Source organism: Sphingomonas jejuensis (genome assembly GCF_011927695.1).
In the GTDB taxonomy this organism is placed as follows: Bacteria; Pseudomonadota; Alphaproteobacteria; order Sphingomonadales; family Sphingomonadaceae; genus Sphingomonas_K; species Sphingomonas_K jejuensis.
In genome coordinates, this window is the sequence record NZ_JAATJE010000001.1 from 430,171 (window position 1) to 453,287 (window position 23,117).

At 68.5% G+C, this 23,117-nt stretch carries 21 protein-coding genes and 1 tRNA gene; 13 read left to right on the top strand and 9 right to left on the bottom strand.

Annotation, left to right across the window (positions count from 1 at the left end; genetic code table 11):
• Positions 1–16 precede the first annotated feature (16 nt).
• Complete coding sequence (locus tag GGR88_RS02155) at positions 17–700, bottom strand: RlmE family RNA methyltransferase (protein ID WP_167952528.1); 684 nt, start codon at positions 698–700, stop codon at positions 17–19.
• Positions 697–1,713 carry a Ppx/GppA phosphatase family protein gene (locus tag GGR88_RS02160; RefSeq protein ID WP_245196509.1) on the bottom strand — a complete coding sequence of 339 codons (1,017 nt, stop codon included), beginning with the start codon at positions 1,711–1,713 and terminating at the stop codon, positions 697–699. Before GGR88_RS02160 ends, GGR88_RS02155 begins: the two co-directional genes overlap by 4 nt.
• 173 nt (positions 1,714–1,886) lie before the next feature.
• Between GGR88_RS02160 and GGR88_RS02165 the strand changes: the two genes are divergently transcribed.
• A tRNA-Gln gene (locus tag GGR88_RS02165) sits at positions 1,887–1,960 on the top strand.
• Positions 1,961–2,139: 179 nt separating this feature from the next.
• Positions 2,140–3,030 (top strand): DUF4394 domain-containing protein, encoded by an 891-nt coding sequence (locus tag GGR88_RS02170; protein ID WP_167952532.1) that lies wholly within the window; start codon positions 2,140–2,142, stop codon positions 3,028–3,030.
• Between the two features lie 17 nt (positions 3,031–3,047).
• On the opposite strand, the gene GGR88_RS02175 is transcribed toward GGR88_RS02170, so the two are convergent.
• The 3 genes from GGR88_RS02175 to GGR88_RS02185 are packed head-to-tail and all read right to left on the bottom strand — an operon-like array spanning position 3,048 to position 6,023.
• On the bottom strand, positions 3,048–3,755 hold the full coding sequence (locus tag GGR88_RS02175) for a hypothetical protein (RefSeq protein WP_167952534.1): 708 nt from the start codon (positions 3,753–3,755) through the stop codon (positions 3,048–3,050).
• Complete coding sequence (locus GGR88_RS02180; RefSeq protein ID WP_167952536.1) at positions 3,752–4,966, bottom strand: toxic anion resistance protein; 1,215 nt, start codon at positions 4,964–4,966, stop codon at positions 3,752–3,754. The genes GGR88_RS02175 and GGR88_RS02180 overlap by 4 nt, the downstream gene beginning before the upstream one ends.
• Before the next feature lie 58 nt (positions 4,967–5,024).
• The gene (locus tag GGR88_RS02185) at positions 5,025–6,023 is read right to left on the bottom strand and encodes a bile acid:sodium symporter (RefSeq protein ID WP_167952538.1); all 999 of its coding nucleotides are present in this window, start codon (positions 6,021–6,023) and stop codon (positions 5,025–5,027) included.
• Between the two features lie 125 nt (positions 6,024–6,148).
• Here GGR88_RS02185 and typA point away from each other — a divergent pair, with 125 nt between their 5' ends.
• From typA to GGR88_RS02205, 4 genes are all read left to right on the top strand, one after another.
• The gene (typA, locus tag GGR88_RS02190; RefSeq protein ID WP_167952540.1) at positions 6,149–7,966 is read left to right on the top strand and encodes a translational GTPase TypA; all 1,818 of its coding nucleotides are present in this window, start codon (positions 6,149–6,151) and stop codon (positions 7,964–7,966) included.
• A gap of 11 nt (positions 7,967–7,977) precedes the next feature.
• Complete coding sequence (locus tag GGR88_RS02195; protein ID WP_167952542.1) at positions 7,978–8,559, top strand: hypothetical protein; 582 nt, start codon at positions 7,978–7,980, stop codon at positions 8,557–8,559.
• Positions 8,560–8,660: 101 nt separating this feature from the next.
• Positions 8,661–9,089: a DUF350 domain-containing protein gene (locus tag GGR88_RS02200; RefSeq protein ID WP_209023177.1), complete on the top strand. Its 429-nt coding sequence runs from the start codon at positions 8,661–8,663 to the stop codon at positions 9,087–9,089.
• A 10-nt stretch (positions 9,090–9,099) separates the two neighbouring features.
• Positions 9,100–9,891, top strand: coding sequence for a S1 family peptidase (locus GGR88_RS02205; RefSeq protein WP_167952544.1), 792 nt, complete (start codon positions 9,100–9,102; stop codon positions 9,889–9,891).
• Between the two features lie 13 nt (positions 9,892–9,904).
• On the opposite strand, the gene GGR88_RS02210 is transcribed toward GGR88_RS02205, so the two are convergent.
• Positions 9,905–10,147: a hypothetical protein gene (locus GGR88_RS02210; protein WP_167952546.1), complete on the bottom strand. Its 243-nt coding sequence runs from the start codon at positions 10,145–10,147 to the stop codon at positions 9,905–9,907.
• Between the two features lie 59 nt (positions 10,148–10,206).
• Positions 10,207–12,234, bottom strand: coding sequence for a 3-hydroxyacyl-CoA dehydrogenase NAD-binding domain-containing protein (locus tag GGR88_RS02215; RefSeq protein ID WP_167952548.1), 2,028 nt, complete (start codon positions 12,232–12,234; stop codon positions 10,207–10,209).
• A gap of 201 nt (positions 12,235–12,435) precedes the next feature.
• Here GGR88_RS02215 and GGR88_RS02220 point away from each other — a divergent pair, with 201 nt between their 5' ends.
• The 6 genes from GGR88_RS02220 to GGR88_RS02245 are packed head-to-tail and all read left to right on the top strand — an operon-like array spanning position 12,436 to position 16,845.
• The gene (locus tag GGR88_RS02220) at positions 12,436–12,597 is read left to right on the top strand and encodes a hypothetical protein (RefSeq protein ID WP_167952550.1); all 162 of its coding nucleotides are present in this window, start codon (positions 12,436–12,438) and stop codon (positions 12,595–12,597) included.
• A gap of 3 nt (positions 12,598–12,600) precedes the next feature.
• On the top strand, positions 12,601–13,521 hold the full coding sequence (locus GGR88_RS02225; RefSeq protein ID WP_167952552.1) for a HEAT repeat domain-containing protein: 921 nt from the start codon (positions 12,601–12,603) through the stop codon (positions 13,519–13,521).
• A complete protein-coding gene (locus GGR88_RS02230) occupies positions 13,521–14,444 on the top strand; it encodes a transposase (RefSeq protein ID WP_167952554.1) in 924 nt (307 codons plus the stop codon). Before GGR88_RS02225 ends, GGR88_RS02230 begins: the two co-directional genes overlap by 1 nt.
• Before the next feature lie 16 nt (positions 14,445–14,460).
• On the top strand, positions 14,461–14,907 hold the full coding sequence (locus GGR88_RS02235; protein WP_167952556.1) for a winged helix-turn-helix domain-containing protein: 447 nt from the start codon (positions 14,461–14,463) through the stop codon (positions 14,905–14,907).
• A gap of 5 nt (positions 14,908–14,912) precedes the next feature.
• Complete coding sequence (locus GGR88_RS02240) at positions 14,913–15,779, top strand: SMP-30/gluconolactonase/LRE family protein (RefSeq protein WP_167952558.1); 867 nt, start codon at positions 14,913–14,915, stop codon at positions 15,777–15,779.
• 58 nt (positions 15,780–15,837) lie between these two features.
• Positions 15,838–16,845: a fumarylacetoacetate hydrolase family protein gene (locus tag GGR88_RS02245; protein WP_167952560.1), complete on the top strand. Its 1,008-nt coding sequence runs from the start codon at positions 15,838–15,840 to the stop codon at positions 16,843–16,845.
• Positions 16,846–16,890: 45 nt separating this feature from the next.
• On the opposite strand, the gene GGR88_RS02250 is transcribed toward GGR88_RS02245, so the two are convergent.
• Together GGR88_RS02250 and GGR88_RS02255 are read right to left on the bottom strand one after the other, a co-directional pair.
• Positions 16,891–18,174: a glycoside hydrolase family 130 protein gene (locus GGR88_RS02250; protein WP_167952562.1), complete on the bottom strand. Its 1,284-nt coding sequence runs from the start codon at positions 18,172–18,174 to the stop codon at positions 16,891–16,893.
• 18 nt (positions 18,175–18,192) lie between these two features.
• Positions 18,193–20,505, bottom strand: a complete 2,313-nt coding sequence (locus tag GGR88_RS02255; RefSeq protein ID WP_167952564.1) for a glycosyltransferase family 4 protein — start codon at positions 20,503–20,505, stop codon at positions 18,193–18,195.
• A 293-nt stretch (positions 20,506–20,798) separates the two neighbouring features.
• Here GGR88_RS02255 and GGR88_RS02260 point away from each other — a divergent pair, with 293 nt between their 5' ends.
• A complete protein-coding gene (locus GGR88_RS02260) occupies positions 20,799–22,922 on the top strand; it encodes a M3 family metallopeptidase (protein WP_167952566.1) in 2,124 nt (707 codons plus the stop codon).
• Positions 22,923–23,117 lie beyond the last annotated feature (195 nt).

Below are 23,117 nucleotides of genomic sequence, written 5' to 3' on the forward strand. Positions count from 1 at the left end.
CATCAGGCCGCCGCGCTCAGGCCGGCGCGTCGGCGGTGACGGTGGCCTTCAGCCGCTCGGCGATGACATACCATTCGGACGATCCCTTGCGGCTCGCGGGCGGCTTGGCATGCTTCACCACCTCGAAGTGCCGCTTCAGGAAGCCGACGATCTCGCTGTCGGCACCGCCCGCCAGCACCTTTGCCACAAAGCTTCCGCCGGGCCTGAGCGTGCGCACCGCGAAATCGGCGGCCGCCTCCACCAGCGCCATCGTCCGCAGATGGTCGGTCTGCTGGTGGCCCACCGTGTTCGCGGCCATGTCGGACAGGACCAGGTCGGCGGGGCCGCCCAATGCTTCCGTCAGCAGGGCCGGCGCCTCGTCCGCCAGGAAGTCCATCTGGAACAGCGTCACGCCCTCGATCGGGTCGGTCTCCAACAGGTCGATGCCGACCACCGTGGCCTGCGGGCGGCGGCGGCGCACCACCTGCGCCCAGCCGCCCGGCGTCACGCCCAGGTCGACGACGCGGCCGACGCCGCGCAGCAGGCCGAACCGCTCATCAAGCTCGATCAGCTTGTACGCCGCCCGGCTGCGATACCCTTCCGCCTTCGCGCGCTGGACATAGGGGTCGTTCAGCTGGCGCTCCAGCCAGCGGGTGGACGCGGCAGTGCGGTTGCGCGCCGTCTTGACCCGCTGCTTGCCGCCCGATCCGAAGCGGCTCATGCGCCCGGCTCCCCATGTGCCATCAGCGTGCGCAGGATGCCCTCGCGGATGCCCCGGTCGGCGACCCCCAGCCGCGGGGCGGGAACGATATCCATGATGCACTCCAGGATCGCGCAGCCCGCCACCACCAGGTCGGCGCGCTCCTGCCCGATGCAGGGGATCGCGGCGCGCTCGGGGATCGACTGCGCCGCCAGCCGCGCGCTGATGTCGCGCATCGCCGTGGCGGGCACGATCAGCCCGTCGACCGCGCGCCGGTCGTAGCTCGGCAGGTTCAGGTGGACGCTCGCCAGCGTCGTCACGGTGCCGCTGGTGCCGAGCAGCCGCGTCGGCAGCTTGCCGCTGTCCGCCAGCCGGGCGGCGAACGGCGCGAACGCCGCCGTCACCCGCGCCCGCATCCGCGCATAGGCGGCCAGCCGCGCCGCCTCGTCGGTGCCTGCGACTTCCTCCACCTCCGTCAGCGACACGACGCCCCATGGTGCCGAAAACCAGTCAATGGTCCGCGGATGCGGCCCCGCGGTATCGACCAGCACGACCTCCGTTGATCCGCCGCCGATGTCGAAGATCACGGCCGGCCCGGTCCCCGGTTCCAGCAGCACATGGCAGCCGAGCACGGCGAGCCTCGCTTCCTCCTCGGCGGAGATGACGTCCAGCATGATGCCGGTCTCCCGGCGGACGCGCTCGATGAACTCGCCGCCGTTGCTCGCGCGGCGGCAGGCCTCGGTCGCGACCGACCGGGCGACATGGACATGGCGGCGGCGCAGCTTTTCCGCGCAGACGCCAAGCGCGGAGATCGCCCGGTCGACGGCCGCGTCGCTGATGCGCCCGCTGGCCGCCAGGCCCTCGCCCAGCCGGACGATCCGGGAAAAGGCATCCACGATGACGAAACCCTCGCCGGCGGGGCGGGCGATCAGCAGGCGGCAATTGTTGGTGCCCAGGTCCAGCGCCGCATAGGTGCGACGCGACCGGGGATCGATCGTCTGGCGCGTCGCCGCCCGTCTTGGTGCGGGCGACATCGGCGCCGGGGCGGTTTGAACCATGCCGGCAGCCACTTCCTTCCTTCACGCCGGGCCGGCACCTGGCCGGACGACGAACTTGGGGGGGAGCCTAGCGAGCCGCCCGCGACCCGGCAAGCGAACGCTCATGCGTTGACAAGGGCGGGCCTCCCCGCCTATTCGCGCGCCTTCGTTGCCCCGTCGTCTAATGGTAAGACTACGGATTCTGATTCCGTCTATCGAGGTTCGAATCCTCGCGGGGCATCCACTCTCCACATCGCTGGTCGCTTGCGCCGACAGGGGTGTCGCCTGCGCGCGTCTGACCCCGTGCCGCTCCCCTCAAAAGGGGGTCGGTGATTGTCCCGCCTCGGGGGAGCGCGAGGAAAATCAATGGCCTAAATGGTTAACGTGGCCGCTGAACACCGGACGGCCAGGGAGAACAGGGTCATGCCGGGCAAGCGTTTCATCCGGGCGGCAGCCATTGCCGCCGCCGCCGTCGCGTCAACGGGCGCCGCCCATGCCGCGGCCACGCTCTACGGCCTCACCAGCGCGCAGTCCGGCCGCAACCTCGTTTCCTTCAACAGCGAAACGGCGGGCAGCTTCACCTCCAACATCGCCATCACCGGCGACGTCGACCGCAGCGTCGACCTGTTCGCGCTCGACCTCAACAGCTCCAACAACACGCTCTACGCGCTCGGATCGATCGGCGGCGGCGATTACGCGCTTTACACCATCGGCTATGACGGCGTCGCGCGCCGCGTCGGCGTCAACCTGGGCCTCAACATCGGCACGGAGAATGCCGGCCTCGATTATGACGCCGCCGCCAACCTGTTCCGCCTCGTCACCATCGATGACCGCGTCTTCACGGTCGACCCGCTCACCGGGCTCGCTTCCGCCGGCCAGCCGATCGGCTATGCGCCCGGTGCCGGGGCCGCCAACCCCAATGTCGTGGCGGCGGCCTGGAACGGCGATCTCTACGTGCTTGACCGCAACGGCCCCGGCAATGTCGGGCTGCTGTCGATCCTTGATGGCGGCACGCTGACCGCGGTCGCCGCGCTTGACCGGCAGATCAACGCCAATGCCAGCTTCGACATCGCGGCAAACGGCGACGCCTTCTTCAACGACGGGCGGGTCGCCGACCGGCTCTACCAGCTCGACCTCGCAACCGGCCTCACGGTGGACAAGGGCGCGCTGGAACTCAGGCTGACCGGCCTGACGGCAGCCCCGGGCGGCGGCGCCGCCGTGCCCGAGCCTGCGGGCTGGGCGATGATGATCGGCGGCTTCGCGCTGGTCGGCTTCGCCATCCGCCGCCGCTCACCGCGGCGCCTCCACGCCTGACCCCGCCGGGTCCGCCGTCAGCCGAGCGGATCGCCCTTGTACTTGAGCTGCAGGTAACGGCCCTGCGTCGCCAGCTTGTCGAGGTCGCCCGACGCCAGCTGCTCGCACATCCGCTTCAGCTCCTCGTCGACCAGGGTCAATCCATCCACCAGCTGCCGGTCAGGGCTCGTCCCGCCCGATGTCTGCCGCCGCAGCGATTGCGGAACGCGCTGATAGCCGCGAACCAGTTCGGGCAGCTCGTCTGCGACAAGGCGGCGGACCTCCTGCGCGGCCGGTTCCTGCGGGTCCAGGCCCTGCAGCTGCGGCATCAGCGCTTCCAGCCGGACGCCGATCTGGTCGGTCAGCCGCTGCGCCGGGGCGGGCAGGGCGGGCCGCTGCCCTTCCAGCCAGCGCTCGGTCTGCTGCGGCAGGCGGGTCAGGTCCACGTCGCGCAGCTGCTCGGGCGCAACCGGCGCCTCGCTGGAGAAGATCAGCACCCCGGCGAACACCAGCACCAGCGCGATCGCCGCCAGCAGGACGCCGCCCATGCCGATCGGCCCGACGATCCCGGCCCACAACATGGTCGCCGCGACCACCGTTAGCGCGCCCCAGAACATGCGCTTAAACAGCCGCTTGGCGCGCGCGGCCTTGCGTTCGCGCGCGCGTCGCGCGCGTTCGCGCCCCTCGGGCGACATGCGGTGGAGCAGCTCCTCCGCCTTGATCATCAATTGCTGGCTGTCGATCATCGCGTGGGCAGCGCCTCCAGCAGCGACGGCTCGCTCCGGCTGCCGATCGCCCCGCCCTCGGCGCCTTCCGCCCGGGCGATGTAGCCGCGCGATTTCTCGACCTCGTTCGACAGCGTGTTGACGGTGGTCTTCATGCTGTCGAGCGCCTTCAGCTTGAACGCGTCGATCGAATCCATCGTGTCGTAGATGTTCTGGAACGCGCGGGAGAGCGTCTCCAGCGGGATGGTCGCCGACGCGGCCTGCTCGTGGATGCGGGCGGTCTGGTCCTTCAGCATCTTGCCGGTGGAATCGATGATGTTGGCGGTGGTGGTGTTGAGCGCGGTGATCTGCTCCAGCACCAGCTTCTGGTTGGTCAGCGCCTGCGCCACCGTCACGGCCGTGCGCAGCGCGGACACGGTGGTGGTCGATGCCCGGTCGACGCCCTTGATCAGCTCGACATTGTTCTTCTTGACGAGGTCGAGCGCCAGGTAGCCCTGCACCGTCACCGCCATCTGCGTCAGCAGGTCCTGCGTGCGCTGCCGCACGTAGAACAGCGCGGTCTCGCGGATCGCCTTGGCCTTCGCCGGGTCGGTGGCGTCCAGCTCGTGCGCCCGGTCCTCGAGCTTCTGGTCGAGCGCCTTGGACATGTGGATCATCTGCTCCAGCCGGCCCATCGCCGCCCACAGCTTCTGCCGCTCCGTCCCAATCGCGGCATTGTCCATCAACAGCTCGTCCTTGCCGCCCTGCAGGCGGGCCAGGATCGTGGCGATGTGGCTCTGCGCCGATTTGTAGCCGTCGAAATAATCACGGATCTTCGAGCCGAAGGGGATGATCCCGAACAGCTTCTTGGGCGCCAGCAGGTTGCCGCGCTTGCCCGGATCCAGGTCCTCGATGGTGCGGCGAAGCTCGGCCAAGTCGGTGCCGACGCCCGATTCCTGATCCATCGCGCGGACCGGCCGATCGAGGAAGCGGTTGCTCTCGCCCGCCGCCGCACGGATCTCCTTCTGGCCCAAGGCCGTGATGCTGTCGACGCGGCGGCCGAACTCGGGCGAATTCACGTCCTGCGCCGCCAGATCCTCGACAAAGGCATCGACCTTCTTGTCGAGCTCCGTGCGCTCCTCCGGCTTCAGCGGAACCAGCCCGGACGCCTTTTCGGGCGCGACGGCCGGCACGGGATCGGGCGCGGTCAGCACCAGATCGGGCTCGGCAAGCTTGGTTTCGGTGGTCGCCATCTTGTCGTTCGTCCTTCCCCGCGGTCGTCAGCAGAAACTAGACCCTGCCGGCCGCCATTCAAGCGCGTTTCGCCGATGGGGAAGGCGTGTCCGTCGACGGACCTCTTGCCAGCCGCGCGGCGATCACCGCCGACAGCATCAGCTGCAGCTGGTGATACAGCAGGAGGGGGAGGAGGATGGCCCCCGCATCGCCGCCCGGAAACAGGATGCGCGCCATCGGCGCCCCCGTCGCCAGGCTTTTGTGCGCGCCGGCGAACAGCAGCGTCGCCCGGTCGGGCCGCTCCAGCCGCAGGATCGCCCCCAGCCACCAGGCGCCCGCAAAGGCGAGGGCGAGCACGCCGGCCGTCACCGCGGCGATGATCGCCAGCGTCTCGCCATCCACCCGCGACCACAGCCCGTCGGCGACCGCCTCGGCAAAGGCGGTAAAGACCGCCAGCAGGATGGTGAGCCGGTCGAGCCGGCCAAGGATGGCGCGGTGCCGCTCCGCAAAGGCTCCCAGCCAGCGCTGCGACACCTGGCCTGCCATGAACGGCAGCAGCAGGATGGCGGCGATGCGCGCGATGCCGTCGGCGTTGAACCCGGCGCCCCCCGCATGCGCCAGCAACGCGAACAGGAGCGGCGCCAGCAGCACGCCTGCGATGTTGGACAGCGCCGATGCGACAACGGCCGCGGCCACGTTGCCGCCTGCCAGCGAGCTGTAGGCGATCGACGATTGCACGGTGGTGGGCAGCACGGCGAGGAAGATGAACCCCGCCGCCACCCCGCCGCCCAGCAGCGGCGCCGTTGCCGCCGCGATCCCGACGCCGACAAGCGGAAGCAGGATGTAGCCAAAGGCCATGATGCCGCCCTGCAGCCGCCAGTGGCGCACCCCTGCGAGCACCGCCGCCGGCCGGATCCTCAATCCATGCACGAAGAACAACAGCATGATCGCTGCCGTGGACACGATCCCGACGCGCTCCAGCGTCTCGGGGCCGACCGGCACCACGCTCGCCACCACCACCGTCGCCAGCAGCATCAGGATGAAGGCATCGGGCAGCAGGCGGCGGAGGCGTGACATTCCCCCGCGCTTTGGCAGTCCGCGGGGGTTCGGGCCAGCCGAAAGCCTCATGCCGACGCGGGCTTCCCCAAACGCGCCTGCTCGGCTATGGCGCGCCGCAACATCCTTTCAGATCAGGAACACTCATGCAGCTGCGCAACGTGGCCATCATCGCGCACGTCGACCACGGCAAGACGACCCTCGTCGACCAGCTCTTCCGCCAGTCGGGCACCTTCCGCGAGAATCAGCGGGTGGAGGAGCGCGCGATGGACTCCAACGATCTGGAGAAGGAGCGCGGCATCACCATTCTGGCCAAGTGCACCAGCGTGGAATGGGAAGGCACCCGCATCAACATCGTCGACACGCCCGGCCACGCCGATTTCGGCGGCGAGGTGGAGCGCATCCTGTCGATGGTCGACGGCGTGATCCTGCTGGTCGACTCGTCCGAAGGCGCGATGCCGCAGACCAAGTTCGTCACCGGCAAGGCGCTGGCGCTGGGCCTGCGCCCGATCGTGGTCGTCAACAAGATCGATCGCCAGGACGCGCGCGTTCAGGAGGTTCTGGACGAGGTGTTCGACCTGTTCGTGTCGCTGGAGGCGACGGACGAGCAGCTCGATTTCCCCGTGCTCTACGCGTCCGGTCGCAACGGCTATGCCGGCACCGATCCGGAAGCGCGGGAGGGGACGCTGCGCCCCATGTTCGAGAAGATCGTGGAGCATGTGCCCGCGCCCAAGGCCGACACCGACGGCCCGTTCAAGTTCCTCGTCACCCTGCTCGATCGCGACAACTTCCTCGGCCGCATCCTGACCGGCCTGGTGCAGAGCGGCACGGTCAAGACCAACATGCCGATCCACGCGCTCGATCCCGACGGCAACGTCGTGGAAACGGGTCGTGCGTCGAAGATCCTGGCCTTCCGCGGGCTGGAGCGCGTGCCGGTCGACGAGGCGCAGGCGGGCGACATCATCTCGATCGCCGGCCTGACCACGGCGACCGTCGCCAACACCATCGCCGATCCGGAAGTCACCGAGCCGCTGCACGCGCAGCCGATCGATCCGCCCACCTTGTCGATGCGCTTTGCCGTCAACGACAGCCCGATGGCGGGCCGCGAGGGCACCAAGGTGACCAGCCGCATGATCCGCGACCGCCTGCTCCGCGAAGCCGAATCCAACGTCGCCATCAAGGTCACCGAAGCGGCCGACAAGGACAGCTTCGAGGTCGCCGGCCGCGGCGAGCTTCAGCTGGGCGTGCTGATCGAGACCATGCGTCGCGAAGGGTTCGAGCTCGGCATCAGCCGTCCGCGCGTGCTGTTCCAGGACGGCCCAAACGGCCGCGAGGAGCCGTACGAGACGGTGGTCATCGACGTGGACGAGGAGTTCTCCGGAACCGTCGTCGAGAAGATGAACATCCGCAAGGCCGAGCTGACCGACATGCGTCCGTCGGGCGGCGGCAAGACGCGCATCACCTTCTCCGCCCCGTCGCGCGGCCTGATCGGCTATCATGGCGAATTCCTGTCCGACACGCGCGGCACCGGGATCATGAACCGGCTTTTCGAAAAGTACGGCCCGCACAAGGGCAACATCGAAGGGCGGCGCAACGGCGTGCTGATCTCCAACGGGTCGGGCGAGGCGAACGCCTACGCGCTGAACGCCCTGGAGGAGCGCGGCATCCTGATGGTGGCGCCGGGCGACCCGCTCTACGAAGGCATCATCATCGGCGAGAACGCCAAGCCGGATGACCTCGAGGTCAATCCGATGAAGTCCAAGCAGCTGACCAACTTCCGCGCCAGCGGCGGCAAGGACGACGCCATCCGGCTGACCCCGCCGCGCAAGCTGACGCTGGAACAGGCGATCGCCTATATCGACGATGACGAGCTCGTCGAAGTCACGCCCAAGTCGATCCGGCTGCGCAAGCGCTTCCTGGATCCGCACGAGCGCAAGCGTCAGAGCCGCGCCAAGGCGGCCTGAGGTCCATCGGCGTGACGGCCGTGGGGCCGTTCGCCTGGGCGGTGGTGGTGCTCTACCTGGCGGCGGCGGCGACGACGCTCTCCGCCGGGTCGCGGGTCCTCGATGCCACCGGCCGCATTCCGGCGCGCAAGCGCCGCGGTGAAGCGCGGCCCGTTTGGCTGGCGATCACGGCGGTGCTGGTGCTCGGGGCGATCGATCGTCGCTACGGCCTGCTTTCCGGCACGGTCGATGCCCTGCGCGCGGCGTCGCAGACCGGCGGCTGGTATGCCGATCGCCGGCCGCTGCAGGCCAGTTTCATCGTGGCGACCGCGCTGGTGGGCGGCGTGGCGCTCCACGCCATCCGCGCGGCGGTGGGGCGTGCCGGTCGGCCGGTCGCGATCGCGGCCGTGACAACGGCCATGCTCGTCGCCTTCCTGCTGATCAGGGCCACCTCGCTCCACGGGGTCGATGCCGTGCTCCGCACGCAGGTGCTGGGCTTTTCGCTCTACACCGCGCCGGAACTGGCCGGGCTCCTGATCGTCATGGTGACGGCGCTGACGGAACGACGCATCGTTCACCGCCGCGTGCTGCCCGGCGCCGAACCCGCAGTGTAGGACGATGGTCAAGACGCAGGCGGAACGATCGACCTCCTGCCGCTGTTACCTCACCGCCGATCCGCTAAGGCGGGCGTCAATTTGGGTCGAAGGGATCAACAATGGGTGCGGATGGAATGGAGCCGGTGGTGCAGAGCCTGCTGGCGGGCCTCCCGGTCCTGCTTCTGCACCTGGGCCTGTCGCTCCTGATCCTGTTCGCCGCGCTGCTGATCTACATGGCGCTGACGCCGCACAACGAACTTCGCCTGATTCGCGACGGCAACCGGTCCGCCGCCGTCTCGCTTGGCGGGGCAGCGCTGGGGCTCGCCATTCCGATGGCCGCCAGCCTGTCGGCCTCGATCAACGGCTGGGACGTGGTGATCTGGGGCGTGGTGATCCTCGCCATCCAGGTGCTGCTGTTCAAGCTTGCCGACCTGGTCCTGAAGGACCTGCCGCGCCGCATCGAACGGGACGAAATGCCGGCGGCGCTGCTGCTGGCGGCGCTGAAGGTCGCGGTCGCGCTGCTGGTCGCCGCGGCGGTCGCGGGCTGATCGCCCGTCCATGCGCGGCTGTTCGCTTCTTCCCTTCATCCTCTTCGCCATCCTCGCCGCGCTGTTCGGCGGCGGGGGGCGGCAGCCAGCGCTTGAGCGTGGCTATGCCGAGGGCGGATCGTCGCCGCGGCGCCCGGCCTGGGGCGCGCGCGACGAATATGTGGTCGGGGACATGGAGCCCGGACGCGACAGTCAGGGAACGGTGTTCGCTGTTCCCGGCGATGCCCGCTGGCTGACGGCGCAGCATGTCACGCAATATTGCGATCGCATCGGCATCATCGACGCCGGTCGCCGCGCGATCGCCGTGGACCGTGTGGTGGAAAGCCGGTCGAGCGACGCCGCACTCATCGTGGGCGGCATCAACAACGACGTGACGATGGCCATCTCCGGCCGTGAACCGCAGCCGGGCGAGCCGGGCGTCCATATGGGCTTTCCGCAGGGGCAACCCGCCGTCGTGCTGAGCGAACTGATTGGGCAGGCGACCGTCCGCCGCGGGGATCGTGGCGAACCGACGCTGGCTTGGGCGGAGGTGGAACGCATCCCCGAATTCGACCTGCCGTTGTCGGGCATCAGCGGCGGCCCTACGCTCGACCTCGATGGGCAGGTCGTGGGCGTCAATTCGGCAGGCAGCGAACGGCGTGGCCGCGTTCTCACCACCCGTCCGGAAGCGTTGACCGCGCTGGCGGGCATGTCGGCGGGCGGCTATTCCGCCCCTATCGACAGCGAGGCGGCGGCCGTGACCCGCTTTCAGCAGCTGGTGGCGGCAGGCGCGATCCGCGTGGCGATCTGCGACGTCAACTGACGCGGCGGAACCGTCACTCCGCCAGCGCGGCTGCGATCATGCGGGACCAGACCGCCGGGTCGCCCGCCGCCGCCATCGCCCGGTCGGGCTCCCGCAGCGCCTTCAGGATGGCGATCGCATCGGCACGGTGCTCCGGCCACTGCGCGTCGACCTGATCGCCGGCCGAAGCGAGGTCGCCCTCGCCGTTGATGCTGAGCCGCTGGGCGGTCAGCACCCGTGCCAGTCGCTCAACAACGTCGCCCTTTGAGATGTCCATGTCAGCTCTCCTCGGGCGACGGAACGATGGCGCCGCCCGAGTGATCCCATGAGCCCCGACTACTTGTTGAAGCGCCCGTTGGCGTCCGCCTTCTCGCGCAGCAGCGGCGCGACCTCGAAGCCGTGCTTCTCAAGGCCGGCGGCGATCTTCCCCAGACCCTCCTGATCGGCCCAGAACATCGGGCCGCCCTTGTACGGCGGGAAGCCATAGCCGTAGATCCAGACCACATCGATGTCGGACGCGCGCTGCGCCTTGCCTTCGGCCAGGATCAGCGCCCCCTCGTTTATCATCGGGTAGACGGTGCGTTCCAGGATCTCCTCGTCCGTCACCTCGCGCTTCACCGACCCGGACCGTGCGGAGAACTCGTCGATGATGCTCTGCACCTCCGCCGACGCCGTCGGACGGCGCTTCTCGTCATAATCGTAGAAGCCCTTGCCGGTCTTCTGACCCCACCGGCCTGCCGAGCAGAGTGCGTCGCGCACATTCTCGATGCGGGCGGGGTCGCGGTGCCAGCCGATGTCGACGCCGGCCAGATCGGACATCTGGAACGGCCCCATGGGCATGCCGAACTCGGTATGCACCCGGTCGACCTGTTCGGGCGTGGCGCCTTCCATCAGAAGCTTCATCGCTTCGACCTGGCGCGGCATCAGCATGCGGTTGCCGATGAAGCCGTATGCCACACCTGCCACCACGGCCACCTTCTTGATCGTCTTGGCCAGCGCCATCGCCGTTGCCAGCACGTCGTCGGCGGTCTTGTCGCCGCGCACGATCTCCAGCAGCTTCATGACGTTGGCCGGCGAGAAGAAGTGCATGCCGAGCACGTCCTGCGGCCGGCTGGTCACCGCCGCGATCTCGTTGATGTCGAGGTAGCTGGTGTTCGATGCCAGGATCGCGCCCGGCTTCGCGATCTTGTCGAGGCGTGTGAAGACCTCCTTCTTCACCTCCATGCTTTCGTACACGGCCTCGATGATCAGGTCGCACTCGGCCAGCTTGTCGAAGTCCAGGGTGGGCGACAACGCACCCATCGCGCCTGCGACCTGCTCGGCACTCATGCGACCCTTGGCGGCCGTGGCCTCGTAATTCTTCCGGATCGTGCCGGTGCCGCGCTCCAGCGCCTCGGCCTGCATCTCCACGATCGTGACGGGGATGCCGGCGGTCAGGAAGTTCATCGCGATGCCGCCACCCATCGTGCCCGCGCCGATGATGCCCACCCGGTTGATCGGGCGCAGCGTGATGTCATCATCGATGCCGTCGATCTTGGCGGCCTTGCGCTCGGCAAAGAAGATGTGGCGCAGCGCGGCGGACTGCGTCCCGAACATCAGCTGCATGAACAGCTCGCGTTCCTTGGCCATGCCTTCGTCGAACGGCAGCGAAACGGCCGCTTCCACGGCCTTGATGTTGTTCTCCGGCGCGTGCTGGTTGCGGAAGGCGCGCGCGTTGGCCTGGCGGAAGGCATCGAACTGGCCGGGCTCGGCCGACGCGGTCTTGTCCCTGGCGCGCGGCAGCGGGCGGCTGTCGGCGACCTCGCGCGCAAAGGCGATCGCCTCGTCGAGCAGGCCGTCCTCGCTCGCAAGGCGGTCGATCAGGCCGGCGGCCTGGCCTTCCTTGGCACCGATCGGATTGCCCGACGTCACAAGCTTCAGCGCAAGCTCGACATTGGCCAGGCGCGGCAGGCGCTGGGTGCCGCCGGCGCCGGGCAGGAGCCCGAGCTTCACCTCGGGGGTGCCGAGCTTCGCCGACGGAACGGCGATGCGGTAATGGCAGCCAAGCGCGACCTCCAGGCCGCCGCCAAGCGCGGTGCCGTGGATCGCCGCGACCACGGGCTTTTCCGATCGCTCGATGCGGTCGACCAGCTCCGGCAGCCACGGCTCGACCGGCGGCTTTCCGAACTCGGTGATGTCCGCACCCGCAAAGAAGGTTCGACCCGCGCACGCGATCACGACGGCGGTGACCTCCGGGTCGGCCGCGGCTTCCTTGATGGCCGCGTCCAGCCCGACGCGAACGTCGGCCGACAGCGCGTTGACCGGCGGGTTGTTCGCCGTCGCGACCAGCACAGATCCATGCTTTTCCGTTGTGACAGCTGCCATGACATCGCTCCTCGATCAGCTTGGTTTGTCGCTGTCTTGTCAGCGACGCGGACGCATTTCCAGCCCCCCGGCGTCAGTGCGGCAGACGCCCTGGGCCTTGACGTTACGGCACTGCCGACCGGCCGATTTCGAAAGCTTAATTTCGGTCGGGTGCCCTGCCTCAACTAAGCATCTCCAGGCTTGCACAAGGAGGCTATCGGCATGACGACCCAACGCAGATCGGTGCACCGGACGGCTGCTCGCGCCCTTCCGGACCTGCCCAGCCGCATCGGCTTGTTCGGCTCCATGATCGGCGCCGCGGCCGACGCGACGCCGTTCGACATCGTCATCGCCGTTGCATCGGGCGACCCCACCCGTCGCTGAGCGATGCCCTCCACCGCTGGTCTCGATCGAAGCCTGAACGACGGGACGATAACCCGCCGGCTCACCCGCGCGACCGCTCGCGCGCGCACGGCGATCGAACGCCAGCCAGACCTCCGGCGATTGCAGCACCTGCTGACGTCTCCGGCACCGCATGCGGCGGAAATGGAACGGCGGCTGCGACCGCTGCTTCAGGACGTCCGCTGGATCCGTCCGCTTCTGGTCGACCTGTCCGACCTCATCGCGGCAGAGCCGCTGCTCGAGCTGCCCCTGATTGCAACCGCGGCGGGCCCGGAGCGGGCGGTGGTGATCGGGTCGTCCGCGCAGGCGACGGTCTCGCTCGTTCTGCGGAATGTCGCCCCGGTTCCACCCAGCGTGCGGGTCGGCGGACAGGTGGTGCTCCACCGCCTGCTGTCCGGATCGGCCGCCGTGCAGCGATGGCGCGGCTCGCCGATCGACGACGCGTTCACGCTGCATGACGCGCCGCGCTTGATCGCCGGGCGCTGGCACGCCCTGCGCGCCGATCGGATCGTTCGGGAGGACGGGCGGCGCGACGGGATGCTCTGGCGCGTGGATCGTCCCGCGGTGCTGCTGCGCGCCGCGATCCACTCCGGCCGCTCATGCTATGCGCGCGTCCACGACGACCAGGGCATGATCATGGGCGCGAGCGCGATCGACGACGGGGCGTCGCGCCTCGCGATGCTGGCGACCATGCTGACGTCCATGGCGCGGGCCGACGCGCTCCCCGCGATCGGCCGCTTGCTCGAAGCTCGGGATTTCAGCCTCCGCTGGCTGGCAGCGCGCCTGATCGGGATGCTCGACGACGATGCCGGCCGCGCCAGTCTCCTGCGACTGGAAGGCGACCCGCATCCGGAGGTGCGAGAGGCCGCGCACCGCGGGCTCCTGTCGAACTCGGGCGCCGCCTGATGCCGCGCGACATTACGGTCGATCCTGCGGCCGCGCCGATCTCGCAGGAGGTGCTGGTCGACTGGCTCATGCGCAATCCGGTGGACCCGCGCGACGACGACGCGATGACGGCGGCGGGCGCCATGCTGCACCGCTTCGGCACCAACCCCGATGCGGTCGCGCAGGCAGCCAAGAGCCTGCTGATGGACGACGACGGACGGCAGGACGGCCGCAACCGGTATGGGGGGCAGGTGCTGATCCTCCATCCGGGCGGACCCGGCTGGTTTCTGCGCGCGGCCATCTGGCCGGCGGCGGACGACCTGGTCGTCCGGGCGAGTGGTACGGCGCCCTTCTTCTACGGCGTCGCCCATGATCACAATTTCTCCTTCCTGACCACGGGGCATCATGGGCCGGGCTACTGGAGCGACTATTGGGAGCATGACGGCGCCGGCGCAGCCGGCCTGCCGGGCGAGGCTGTGGCCCTCGTCCCGCGCGGCCGGGACCGGCTCACGCCCGGTCGTACGATGATGTACCGCGCCCACCGCGACGTTCATCGCCAGCTTCCACCGGACAGCCTGTCGGTGTCGATCAACATCATGTTCACGGATCCGCTGCTGCCATGGCGCGATCAATATCGCTTCGATCCCGAAGGAGGCGTGATTACCGGCCTTCTGGGCACATCGGCCACGGAGACGCTCGTCTCGATTGTGGCGCACATCGGCGGTCCGGACGGCCAGGAACTCGCAACCGATTTCGCCCGCACCCACCCGAGCGCACGCCTCAGAGCCTCGGCCTGGTTGGCGCTGGCCGACGCGACACCCAAACTGGACCTCGCTCTTGAACTGCTCGACCGCGGCGCCGGCGATCCGGCCGCGCAGGTCTCGCGACAATGCCGGGCGGCATTGGAGATAATGATCCGATCCGGAGCCGACCGGCGAGGCTGACCGACGCAGATCAACTATGCTCCGGACGATGCGGGAGGGGGGCACGGCGCTGCTGCGAAGCAGGATCGGTGATCTGTGCGTGCGCTATGCGTCGGCCGGCGCATCGTCGGCCCTGGCCGAGGAGATCATGGCGATCGTCCTTGAGGAGCGGGGCGGGCGGCTTGTTCGCGGCCGGCTCGAACTCGATGTCGTCGAGCGGGAAGCGCGGCTGCGCGGCGTCCGGCTTCAGCTTGCACCGCGTGAGTTCGCGCTGCTGCATGCCCTGGCCTGCGCCGGTGGGGCCGTGTCCCTCGCCACGCTGCGCGCGGTGGTGCTCGGCCGATCGTTCGACACCGGCACCAATGCGATTGCAGTTCACGTCTCGCGGCTCCGGGCGAAGCTCGGCCGGGACGCCGTGTTGACGACGGCGGAAGGCGGCTACAGGCTCAATGACGGCGCCATATCGGATGCGCGCGTTGATTGAGAGCCATGATGACCCCCGAAATGCTGCTGGATGCCAAGGCCGACCTTGGGGAGGGGCCCCGCTGGCTGGAGGATGAGGGCCGGCTCTACTGGGTCGACATCAATGCGCGCGAAATGCACCGGCTGGATCCGGGGAGCGGGCATGACGAGGTGCGGACCTTCGACGAGGCGGTCGGATGCTTCGGCTTCCGGCAAGGGGGCGGGCTGGTGCTGGCCACCGCGTCCGGCTTTGCGCTGGTGGACAGCTTCGAAGGAGCGGTCCGGCCCTTTGGCGCGCAGATGCTGGCCGACCGGCCGCATCACCGCTTCAACGACGGGCGGGTGGCACCGGACGGAAGCTTCTGGGCCGGCACCATGAACGCGGCGAAGGACGCGCCCGATGCCGGCCTTTACCGGCTCGATTCGGACGGCACGATCCTGAGCGTGCAGGGCGGCATGATGACCGCGAACGGCGCGGCGTTCAGCCTTGATGGGCATTTCCACCATGCCGACACGCCCAGCCACATGCTGCGGCGCTATGACTATCGCGACGGGGCGCTGTCGGGCGAACGGACGCTGGTGCGGTTCCCGCACGGGCAGGGACGTCCGGACGGCGGATCGTTCGACGAGGAAGGCTTCTACTGGTCGGCGCTGTTCGACGGTGGCCGTGTCGTCCGCATCGCGCCGGATGGGGAGGTCGTGCAGTCTGTGCCGCTGCCGGTCAGCCGGCCGACGATGATCGTGTTCGGCGGCGACGACCGGCGAACCGCCTATGTCACCAGCGCACGCACCGGCCTGTCGGACGAAGAGCGCGCGTCCCAGCCGCTCGCCGGCGGGCTGTTCACCTTCCGCGTCGACGTGCCCGGCGTGCCCGAGTGGAAGTTCGCCGGGTAAGCGCCTAGGCTGCCCGCAATGCCGCAACCATGGCGGCGATATTGATCGGGAGAGCGGCGTGAAACTGGCAAGCCTCAAGGATGGCCGCGACGGACGTCTGGTGGTGGTCTCAAACGACCTCGCCTGGTGCGCGGAGGCACGGCACATCGTTCCAACCCTGCAGGCGGCGCTGGATGACTGGTCGGTGGTGGAGCCGTCGCTCCGCAACCTCGCGACCGACCTGGAGCATGGCGCCATCCCGCGGAACCGCTTTCACGAGCGCGAAGCGGCCGCACCATTGCCGCGCGCCTATCAGTGGGCCGACGGATCGGCCTATGTGAACCATGTCGCCCTGGTTCGTCAGGCCAGGGGTGCTGAGCTGCCGGACAGCTTCTGGACCGATCCCTTGATGTACCAGGGTGGTTCGGACGGCTTCCTCGGGCCCCGCGATCCCATCCCGCTCGCGGACGAAAGCTGGGGCTGCGACCTGGAGGCGGAGGTCGTCGTCGTGACGGGCGACGTGCCGCAGGGCGCCAGCCGAGAGGAGGCCCTTGCCGCGGTGCGCCTCGTCGGCCTCACCAACGACGTGTCGCTGCGCAACCTCATCCCCGCCGAGCTGGCGAAGGGCTTCGGCTTCTTCCAGTCGAAGCCGGCAAGCGCCTTTTCCCCCGTGTTCGCGACGCCGGACGCGCTCGGCTCCTGGTGGCGGGACGGAAAGCTTCACCGCCGCTTGATGGTCGACCTCAATGGCCGCCCGTTCGGCCGCGCCGATGCGGGCGAGGACATGACCTTCGATTTCGGAACGCTGATCGCGCATGCCGCGCGCACCCGGTCGCTGGGGGCGGGCACGATCATCGGATCGGGAACCGTGTCGAACCGCGATGCCCATGGCGGCCCGGGCAAGCCGATCCCCGATGGCGGCGTCGGCTACAGCTGCCTGGCCGAGCTGCGCACGATCGAGACGATCACGGGCGGCCAGGCGGTCACCCCGTTCCTGAAGCGCGGCGACACCGTGCGGATCTGGGCGGAGGACGATCGCCACCACCCGATCTTCGGCACCATCGAACAGGTCGTCGAGGCGCGCTGATCGCCGGTGCGGGCGGGCAGGCGTCGATGCCTGCCCGCGTGCGGCCTACATGTTGGCGACCAGGCTTTCGATGCTGATCGAGGCGAACGCCACGCTGGAATCTGCGACGCCATAGGGGATGAAGATGTCACCCCCGACCTTCAGCCCGCCGCAGGTGTAGACCACGTTGGGGACATAGCCTTCCCGGTCCTCGTCGGCGGCGGAGATGAGCGGCTGGCGCGACCGGCCGAGCACCTTGGACGGGTCCTTCTTGTCCAGGAGCGCAGCGCCAATCGAATATTTGCGCATCGCGCCGACGCCGTGGGTCAGCAGCAGCCAGCCTTCGTCCAGTTCGATGGGCGGGCCGCAATTGCCGATCTGGATGAGCTCCCAGGGGAAGCGCGGCTCCAGGATCATGCGGCCGCCTTCCCACCGGTCGAGCCGGTCGGATTCGATCAGGTACAGGTTCTGGCCGTCCTGCCGCCCGATCATCTTGTAGCCGCCGTCGAGCGCGCGCGGGAACAGCGCCAACCCCTTGTTGCGGGCGGCATCGCCCTCGATCGGTTCGAGCGTGAACGAGCGGAAGTCCGTTGTCCGCATCAGCTCCGACCGGATCGAATGGCCGGAATAGGCAGTGTAGGTGCCCAGCCATTCGGTGCGGCCGTCGTCATGCGTGAACTCGACGAGGCGCAGGTCCTCCAGACCGTTGCGCTGCGCCTCCGTGATCGGGAAGATCACGGTGCCGGACAGCGTGCTGTCTTCGTGCCGGTGCACGGTAACCGCCCCGTCCAGCCGGTTCGCGCCGACCTCAACCGAATTGGCCGCTGTCGCGAACGGCGGCTCCGGCATCAGCTCAAGCTCGCGATCGGCCGTGATGATGCCTTCGCGAAACGCGATGGAGGAGATGTGCCCTTCGCCGACCGCGCGCAGCGACATCAGGAAGCGGACGGCGCCGGGCTGCAGGCCCGACTGATCGGGATGGCGCACGACGCTGGGGTTCATCAGTGCGGCGGCGGCATAGCTGTACTCGTGGCAGAAATAAGCGCCGATCAGCTGCCGCATCTCGGGCCGAAGCGAGCTGCCGTCGAACCCGACCTGCTGCTCGATCTCCTGGTAACGCTGCGCAAAGACGCGCTCGGTCTGCCAGTGGCGCTGCTCGAAATCGCGGCGCACCAGGGCGAGCTCGGATCGCACCGTGCGCATGTCGAGGCGCATCACCTCGCGCGCCAGCTTCTCCGTCCGGTCGGGCTCGCCGTCAGTCGGCTCCTTCCACGGCAGGTGAAAGGGCCGGACCACGACCCGGGACGGGTCGGCCCGCAGCTTCAGCGGATGATGGAAAAGGTCGAGCATTGATCCTCGCGACCGTTGTCAACGACGCGCGATCACCCCCTGCTGGCCGGTGCCGCGCCCCACGAGGCTCTTAATGGCCGCCGTCGCAAGATGGAAGGCGAGCACGGACTCGGCGCCGCGATTCTGGTTCACCCCGTTCGGCATCAGGCCGTCGAAGCACTCGCCATCGGCCGGATCGCCGAGCGGCATGTGCAGGTCGTTCTCGCCCTGGAACCAGCGATAGGCGCGCACTGCTTCATCCCGCCAGACGAGGTCGCCGGTCGCGTCGAGTGCCGCGGCACAGGCCTCGATCGTCGCCCAGGCCTCCAGCGGCTGCTGGTCGAAGGGCAGGGGCGGCGCGAGCTCACGCCCGAAGCTTTCCGATCCCACGGGGCGGAAGTGCCCGGCCTTCGCGGTCTGCTGCGCGACGATCCACTCCAGCGTCTCGATGCCGCGCTCCACATAGTCCTGCCGGCCGAGCTGGAGCCCGGCCCTGAGCAGCGCTTCGGGAAGGCGGCAATTGTCGTAGGCGAGGACGATCTCGAACCAGGCCCAGTCCGGCCGGCACACCGCATCGACCAGCGCCATCAGCGCGTTGCCGGACCGTTCCAGCATGCGGCGCGACGGATCGTGCGACGGATCGGCGTCCAGCCGCGCAACGGCGGCGAGCATCACGAACGCATGGGCGCGCGGCGACCCGACCGACAGTGCGAAATCGATGCACTGGTCGTAGAAGGCGAGCGCCCAGCGCCGGTCGGCCAGGTGCCGCGCATCGCGCGCGGTGATGCCGAGCGACCAGAAGGCGCGGGCGGAGCTGTCCTCCGACCCTTCCTCCTCCAGCCAGCGGCGATCGAAGCTCATGAAGTTGCGGAAGCAGTTACGATCCTGGTTCCAGGCATATTGCACGAAGGACGCGTAGATCGGTGTCCAGCGGTCGTAGCACGAGGCCGGAACGTCCAGCTGGTGCATCAGAATGAGCGCGCGGGCATTGTCGTCGACGCAGTAGCCGTGGCGCCGGTCCGGCACCGCGAAGATGCTGTGCTGTAGGATGCCCGTGGAATCGCTCAACCGCTCCACCGCGTCGAACGCCACCGTCTCCGGAATGGAGGGCAGGGCCCGGTTCGCCTTCAACGGGGTTGGAAGCGTTGCGATCGCGTCCTCGAAAGATGTCATCGCGGCCTCCGCCAGTCGCGGCCAGATCATTGTCCGGCCAAGTGCATAGTTGCGCAGCCGCACGTTCTCGCGAACGGTCGGATGCTCCAGAAGGTCGATGATCTCGCGCGCAAAGCCGGCGCTGTCGCCGAACCCGACGAGCCGGCCGTGCCCGTCCGCCAGGATCTCCGCGGCATGGACATAGGGCGTCGATACCACCGGCTTTCCCAGCCCCACGGCGTAGGACAAGGTGCCGGACGTCATCTGCGCGGGGTTGAGATAGGGCGTGACATAGACGTCGGCCGCCGTCAGCCAGTCGAGCAGCTCGTCCGTCTCGACGAAGTCGTTCACCCAGCTGATATGCTCGGACACGCCGAGGTCGCGGGCCTGCGCCATCAGCTTCTCGCGATAGGCCTCGCCCTCGCGCGCGAGCAGGTTTGGGTGGGTCGCGCCCAGGACGATATATTGCACGTCCGGCCGCGTGGCGACGATCGCCGGCATCGCCGCAATCATCGTCTCGATGCCCTTGCCCGGCGACAGGAGGCCGAAGGTCAGCACGACCTCGCGGCCTTCGAGGCCGAAGCGCGCCTTGTACCCATCGGTGTCGACCAGCGGGCGATCATGCACGCCGTGCGGAATGACCACGACCTGGTCCGCGCGCGCGCCGTAGATCTCCATCAGCTGGACCTTGCCCTGGTCCGCCATGACGATCAGCTTCGCCGCGCGGGCGACGAGCGCCTCCATCACGCGCCGCTGCGACGCGTTGGGCTTTTCGAGCACGGTGTGGAGCGTCACCGCCACCGGCAGCGTCACCCGGTCGGTCAGCTTCAGGATATGCTCGCCGGCATCGCCGCCGAAGATGCCGTATTCGTGCTGGATCCAGACGAGGTCGGCGCCGCTTTCCTCGATCCGCCGGGCGGCATCGAGGTAGGAAAAGCCATCCTGTTCCTCGATCGTGCCCACGACGGCCGCGGGATAGTCATAGTCCTGGACGCCGTCGTTCATCGCGTAGACGTCCACCGCCACCTCGGGGAAACGGTCCACAAAGGCGTTGTAGATGTCGCTGGTGAAGGTGGCGATGCCGCACAACCGCGGAAGGAAATTGCCGATGAGCGCGATGCGTCCGACGCCCGGCCGGGACCGGGCTGCTGTCGCCTGCGCAAAGGCAGCGGAAAGGGTGGCGTGTTGTGCGATGTTCATAATAGGTCCGGTTCCAAACGCGCTCACGCTCGCTTGGTTGCACGATAGTGCAGCGCAGCATGATTGCATAGCAATGTAACATAGAGCAATTTCGTTGCCGGAACCTTGTTGCTCCGCGCTGCCGCTGCCGCGGTGCAGCATCGCTCGCGCTTCGCGTTCCGTTCGGTTAGGGTTCAGCGCCGCCTTGGCAGAAGGCGTTGATCCTCCCTGCTTTTCACTTTTTCCTTGAGGAGCTTTCGTACGTGCGAATCGCAATTCTTGCTGCCGGCACCTCTCTTTTCGCGAGTTTGACCATGGCTTCTGCTCAGACGACCGCATCGGCAACGCCGGCGCCCGCGCGGACGCAGCCGGCCGCCGCCGCCGCCGCGCCCGCCACCGGCGACAATCCGATCGGCCCCATGTGGACCGGCCCGTTCGAGGGCGTCCCGCCATGGGACAAGATGCGCCCGGCGCAGTTCCCGGCGGCCTTCCAGGCGGCGATCGACGAGCTTCGCACCGAGATGGCGGCGATCCGCGACAACCGCGCGCCCGCGACCTTCGCCAACGTCAACGAGGCGATGCAGCTGGCCGGCGGCCGCGCCGACCGCGTGTTCGCCATGTGGGGCGTGCAGACCAGCAACCTGTCCAACCCCGAGGTGCAGGCGATCGAGCGCGAGTGGAGCCCGCGTCTGGCCGCGGCGTTCGACGAGATCACGCTGGATCCCGCGCTCTTTGCCCGCGTGAAGGCGGTCTATGACGGGCGCCAGTCGGCCGGCCTCAACCCGCAGCAGCTCCGCATCGTGGAGCGCGACTATCGCCGCATGGTGCGGGAGGGCGCCGCGCTCCAGGGCGAGCAGAAGGCGCGGCTGACCGCCATCAACCAGGAGCTGGCCACGCTGTTCGCCGATTTCTCGGCCAAGGTGCTTGCCGACGAAGAAAAGGCGATCGTCGTCGAGGACGAGGCGCAGCTGGCCGGCATCCCCGACAGCCTGAAGGCGTCCTATGCCGCCGCCGCTGCCGAGATGGGGCAGGGGGGCAAGTGGGCGATCAAGAACACGCGCTCGTCCGTTGATCCACTGCTGACCTTCGCCACCGATCGCGCGCTTCGGCAGCGTGTCTGGACGGCCTTCGTCAACCGCGGCGACAATGGCGATGCCAACGACACCAACCAGGTCATCGCGAATATCCTGCGGCTGCGCGCCGAGCGCGCCCGGCTGCTCGGCTTCGCGACGCACGCCAACTACCGCATGGACGACACCATGGCGCAGGATCCGGCGCGGGCCGAGGCGCTGATGATGCGCGTGTGGCCGGCGGCGGTGGCGCGCGTGCGCGAAGAGGTGGCCGCGCAGCAGGAGATCGCCCGCGCCGATGGCCAGGCCATCACGATCGAGCCGTGGGACTACCGCTTCTATCAGGAGAAGGTCCGGAAGGCCCGCTTCGACCTCGATCAGCAGCAGCTGAAGCCCTATTTCGAGCTCAACAACATGGTCAACGCCCTGTTCTGGGCGGCCGGCCAGCTCTACGATCTGGAGTTCACCGAGAACACGGGCGCGGTACCGGTCTTCCATCCGGACGTGCGCACCTTTGCCGTCACCAACAAGCGCACGGGCGAGAATGTCGGGTTGTTCTACCTCGACAACTTCGCGCGCAACGGCAAGCGGTCGGGCGCGTGGATGACCACCTATCGCAGCCAGCAGGGACTTGGCGGCGAGCGCAACGTGCTATCGTCAAACAACAACAACTTCACCAAGGGCGCCGGGGGCCAGCCGACGCTCATCTCGCTGGATGATGCCGAGACGCTGTTCCACGAATTCGGCCACAACATCCATTACCTGCTGCAGGACGTCTATTATCCGGCACTGGGCGGCGTCCCGCGCGACTTCGTGGAGTTCCCCAGTCAGGTCAACGAGAACTGGCTGATGACGCCGGAGATCCTCGACCGGTTCGCCCGTCACTACCAGACGAACGAGCCGCTTCCGGCCGAACTCAGGCAGCGCATCCTCGATTCGCAGACCTTCAACCAGGGTTTCGCGACGGTGGAATATCTGTCGTCGGCGATCGTCGACATGCGGCTGCACAACCGGGCCGAGCCGGTGACGGACGTGGACGCGTTCGAGCGGGAGACGCTGGCCGAACTGGGCATGCCGCGGGAGATCGTGATGCGGCACCGCCTGCCGCAGTTCAATCACCTGTTCTCGTCCGACAGCTACTCGGCCGGCTATTACAGCTATCTCTGGTCGGAAACGATGGACGCGGACACCTGGGCGGCGTTCGAGGAAGCGGGCGGGCCGTGGGACCGCACGGTCGCCGACCGGTTCCGCACCATCCTGCTGTCGACGGGCAACGAGACCGACCGGGCGGAGGCCTATCGCCAGTTCCGCGGTCGCGACCCGGACGTGTCGGCGCTCCTGAAGAAGCGCGGCTTCCCGACCAACTGACGGCGAGTCGCCCTTTCCTCGCCCCCGCCCGGCCCGCAGCCGGGCGGGGCGGGGCGGGGGTTCCGCCAAAAAATCTGAAGGCCTGTTTGTAAGCTCCTGTCGCGCGCGCCCGGATTGCCGCGCCCGCGCGTCCGCAAGGACGGCTCCGGAGCGCATCTTGTTGCGTGACGGCCGTTGGGCGGCGTTGCGCTTCGA

Excerpts from the sequence above, each read along its gene's own strand:
- GGR88_RS02155 (WP_167952528.1), bottom strand. The coding sequence starts at position 700 with ATGAGCCGCTTCGGATCGGGCGGCAAGCAGCGGGTCAAGACGGCGCGC.
- GGR88_RS02160 (WP_245196509.1), bottom strand. The coding sequence starts at position 1,713 with ATGTCGCCCGCACCAAGACGGGCGGCGACGCGCCAGACGATCGATCCC.
- GGR88_RS02170 (WP_167952532.1), top strand. The coding sequence starts at position 2,140 with ATGCCGGGCAAGCGTTTCATCCGGGCGGCAGCCATTGCCGCCGCCGCC.
- GGR88_RS02175 (WP_167952534.1), bottom strand. The coding sequence starts at position 3,755 with ATGATCGACAGCCAGCAATTGATGATCAAGGCGGAGGAGCTGCTCCAC.
- GGR88_RS02180 (WP_167952536.1), bottom strand. The coding sequence starts at position 4,966 with ATGGCGACCACCGAAACCAAGCTTGCCGAGCCCGATCTGGTGCTGACC.
- GGR88_RS02185 (WP_167952538.1), bottom strand. The coding sequence starts at position 6,023 with ATGTCACGCCTCCGCCGCCTGCTGCCCGATGCCTTCATCCTGATGCTG.
- typA (WP_167952540.1), top strand. The coding sequence starts at position 6,149 with ATGCAGCTGCGCAACGTGGCCATCATCGCGCACGTCGACCACGGCAAG.
- GGR88_RS02200 (WP_209023177.1), top strand. The coding sequence starts at position 8,661 with ATGGGTGCGGATGGAATGGAGCCGGTGGTGCAGAGCCTGCTGGCGGGC.
- GGR88_RS02205 (WP_167952544.1), top strand. The coding sequence starts at position 9,100 with ATGCGCGGCTGTTCGCTTCTTCCCTTCATCCTCTTCGCCATCCTCGCC.
- GGR88_RS02210 (WP_167952546.1), bottom strand. The coding sequence starts at position 10,147 with ATGGACATCTCAAAGGGCGACGTTGTTGAGCGACTGGCACGGGTGCTG.
- GGR88_RS02215 (WP_167952548.1), bottom strand. The coding sequence starts at position 12,234 with ATGGCAGCTGTCACAACGGAAAAGCATGGATCTGTGCTGGTCGCGACG.
- GGR88_RS02220 (WP_167952550.1), top strand. The coding sequence starts at position 12,436 with ATGACGACCCAACGCAGATCGGTGCACCGGACGGCTGCTCGCGCCCTT.
- GGR88_RS02225 (WP_167952552.1), top strand. The coding sequence starts at position 12,601 with ATGCCCTCCACCGCTGGTCTCGATCGAAGCCTGAACGACGGGACGATA.
- GGR88_RS02230 (WP_167952554.1), top strand. The coding sequence starts at position 13,521 with ATGCCGCGCGACATTACGGTCGATCCTGCGGCCGCGCCGATCTCGCAG.
- GGR88_RS02235 (WP_167952556.1), top strand. The coding sequence starts at position 14,461 with ATGCTCCGGACGATGCGGGAGGGGGGCACGGCGCTGCTGCGAAGCAGG.
- GGR88_RS02240 (WP_167952558.1), top strand. The coding sequence starts at position 14,913 with ATGATGACCCCCGAAATGCTGCTGGATGCCAAGGCCGACCTTGGGGAG.
- GGR88_RS02250 (WP_167952562.1), bottom strand. The coding sequence starts at position 18,174 with ATGCTCGACCTTTTCCATCATCCGCTGAAGCTGCGGGCCGACCCGTCC.
- GGR88_RS02255 (WP_167952564.1), bottom strand. The coding sequence starts at position 20,505 with ATGAACATCGCACAACACGCCACCCTTTCCGCTGCCTTTGCGCAGGCG.
- GGR88_RS02260 (WP_167952566.1), top strand. The coding sequence starts at position 20,799 with ATGGCTTCTGCTCAGACGACCGCATCGGCAACGCCGGCGCCCGCGCGG.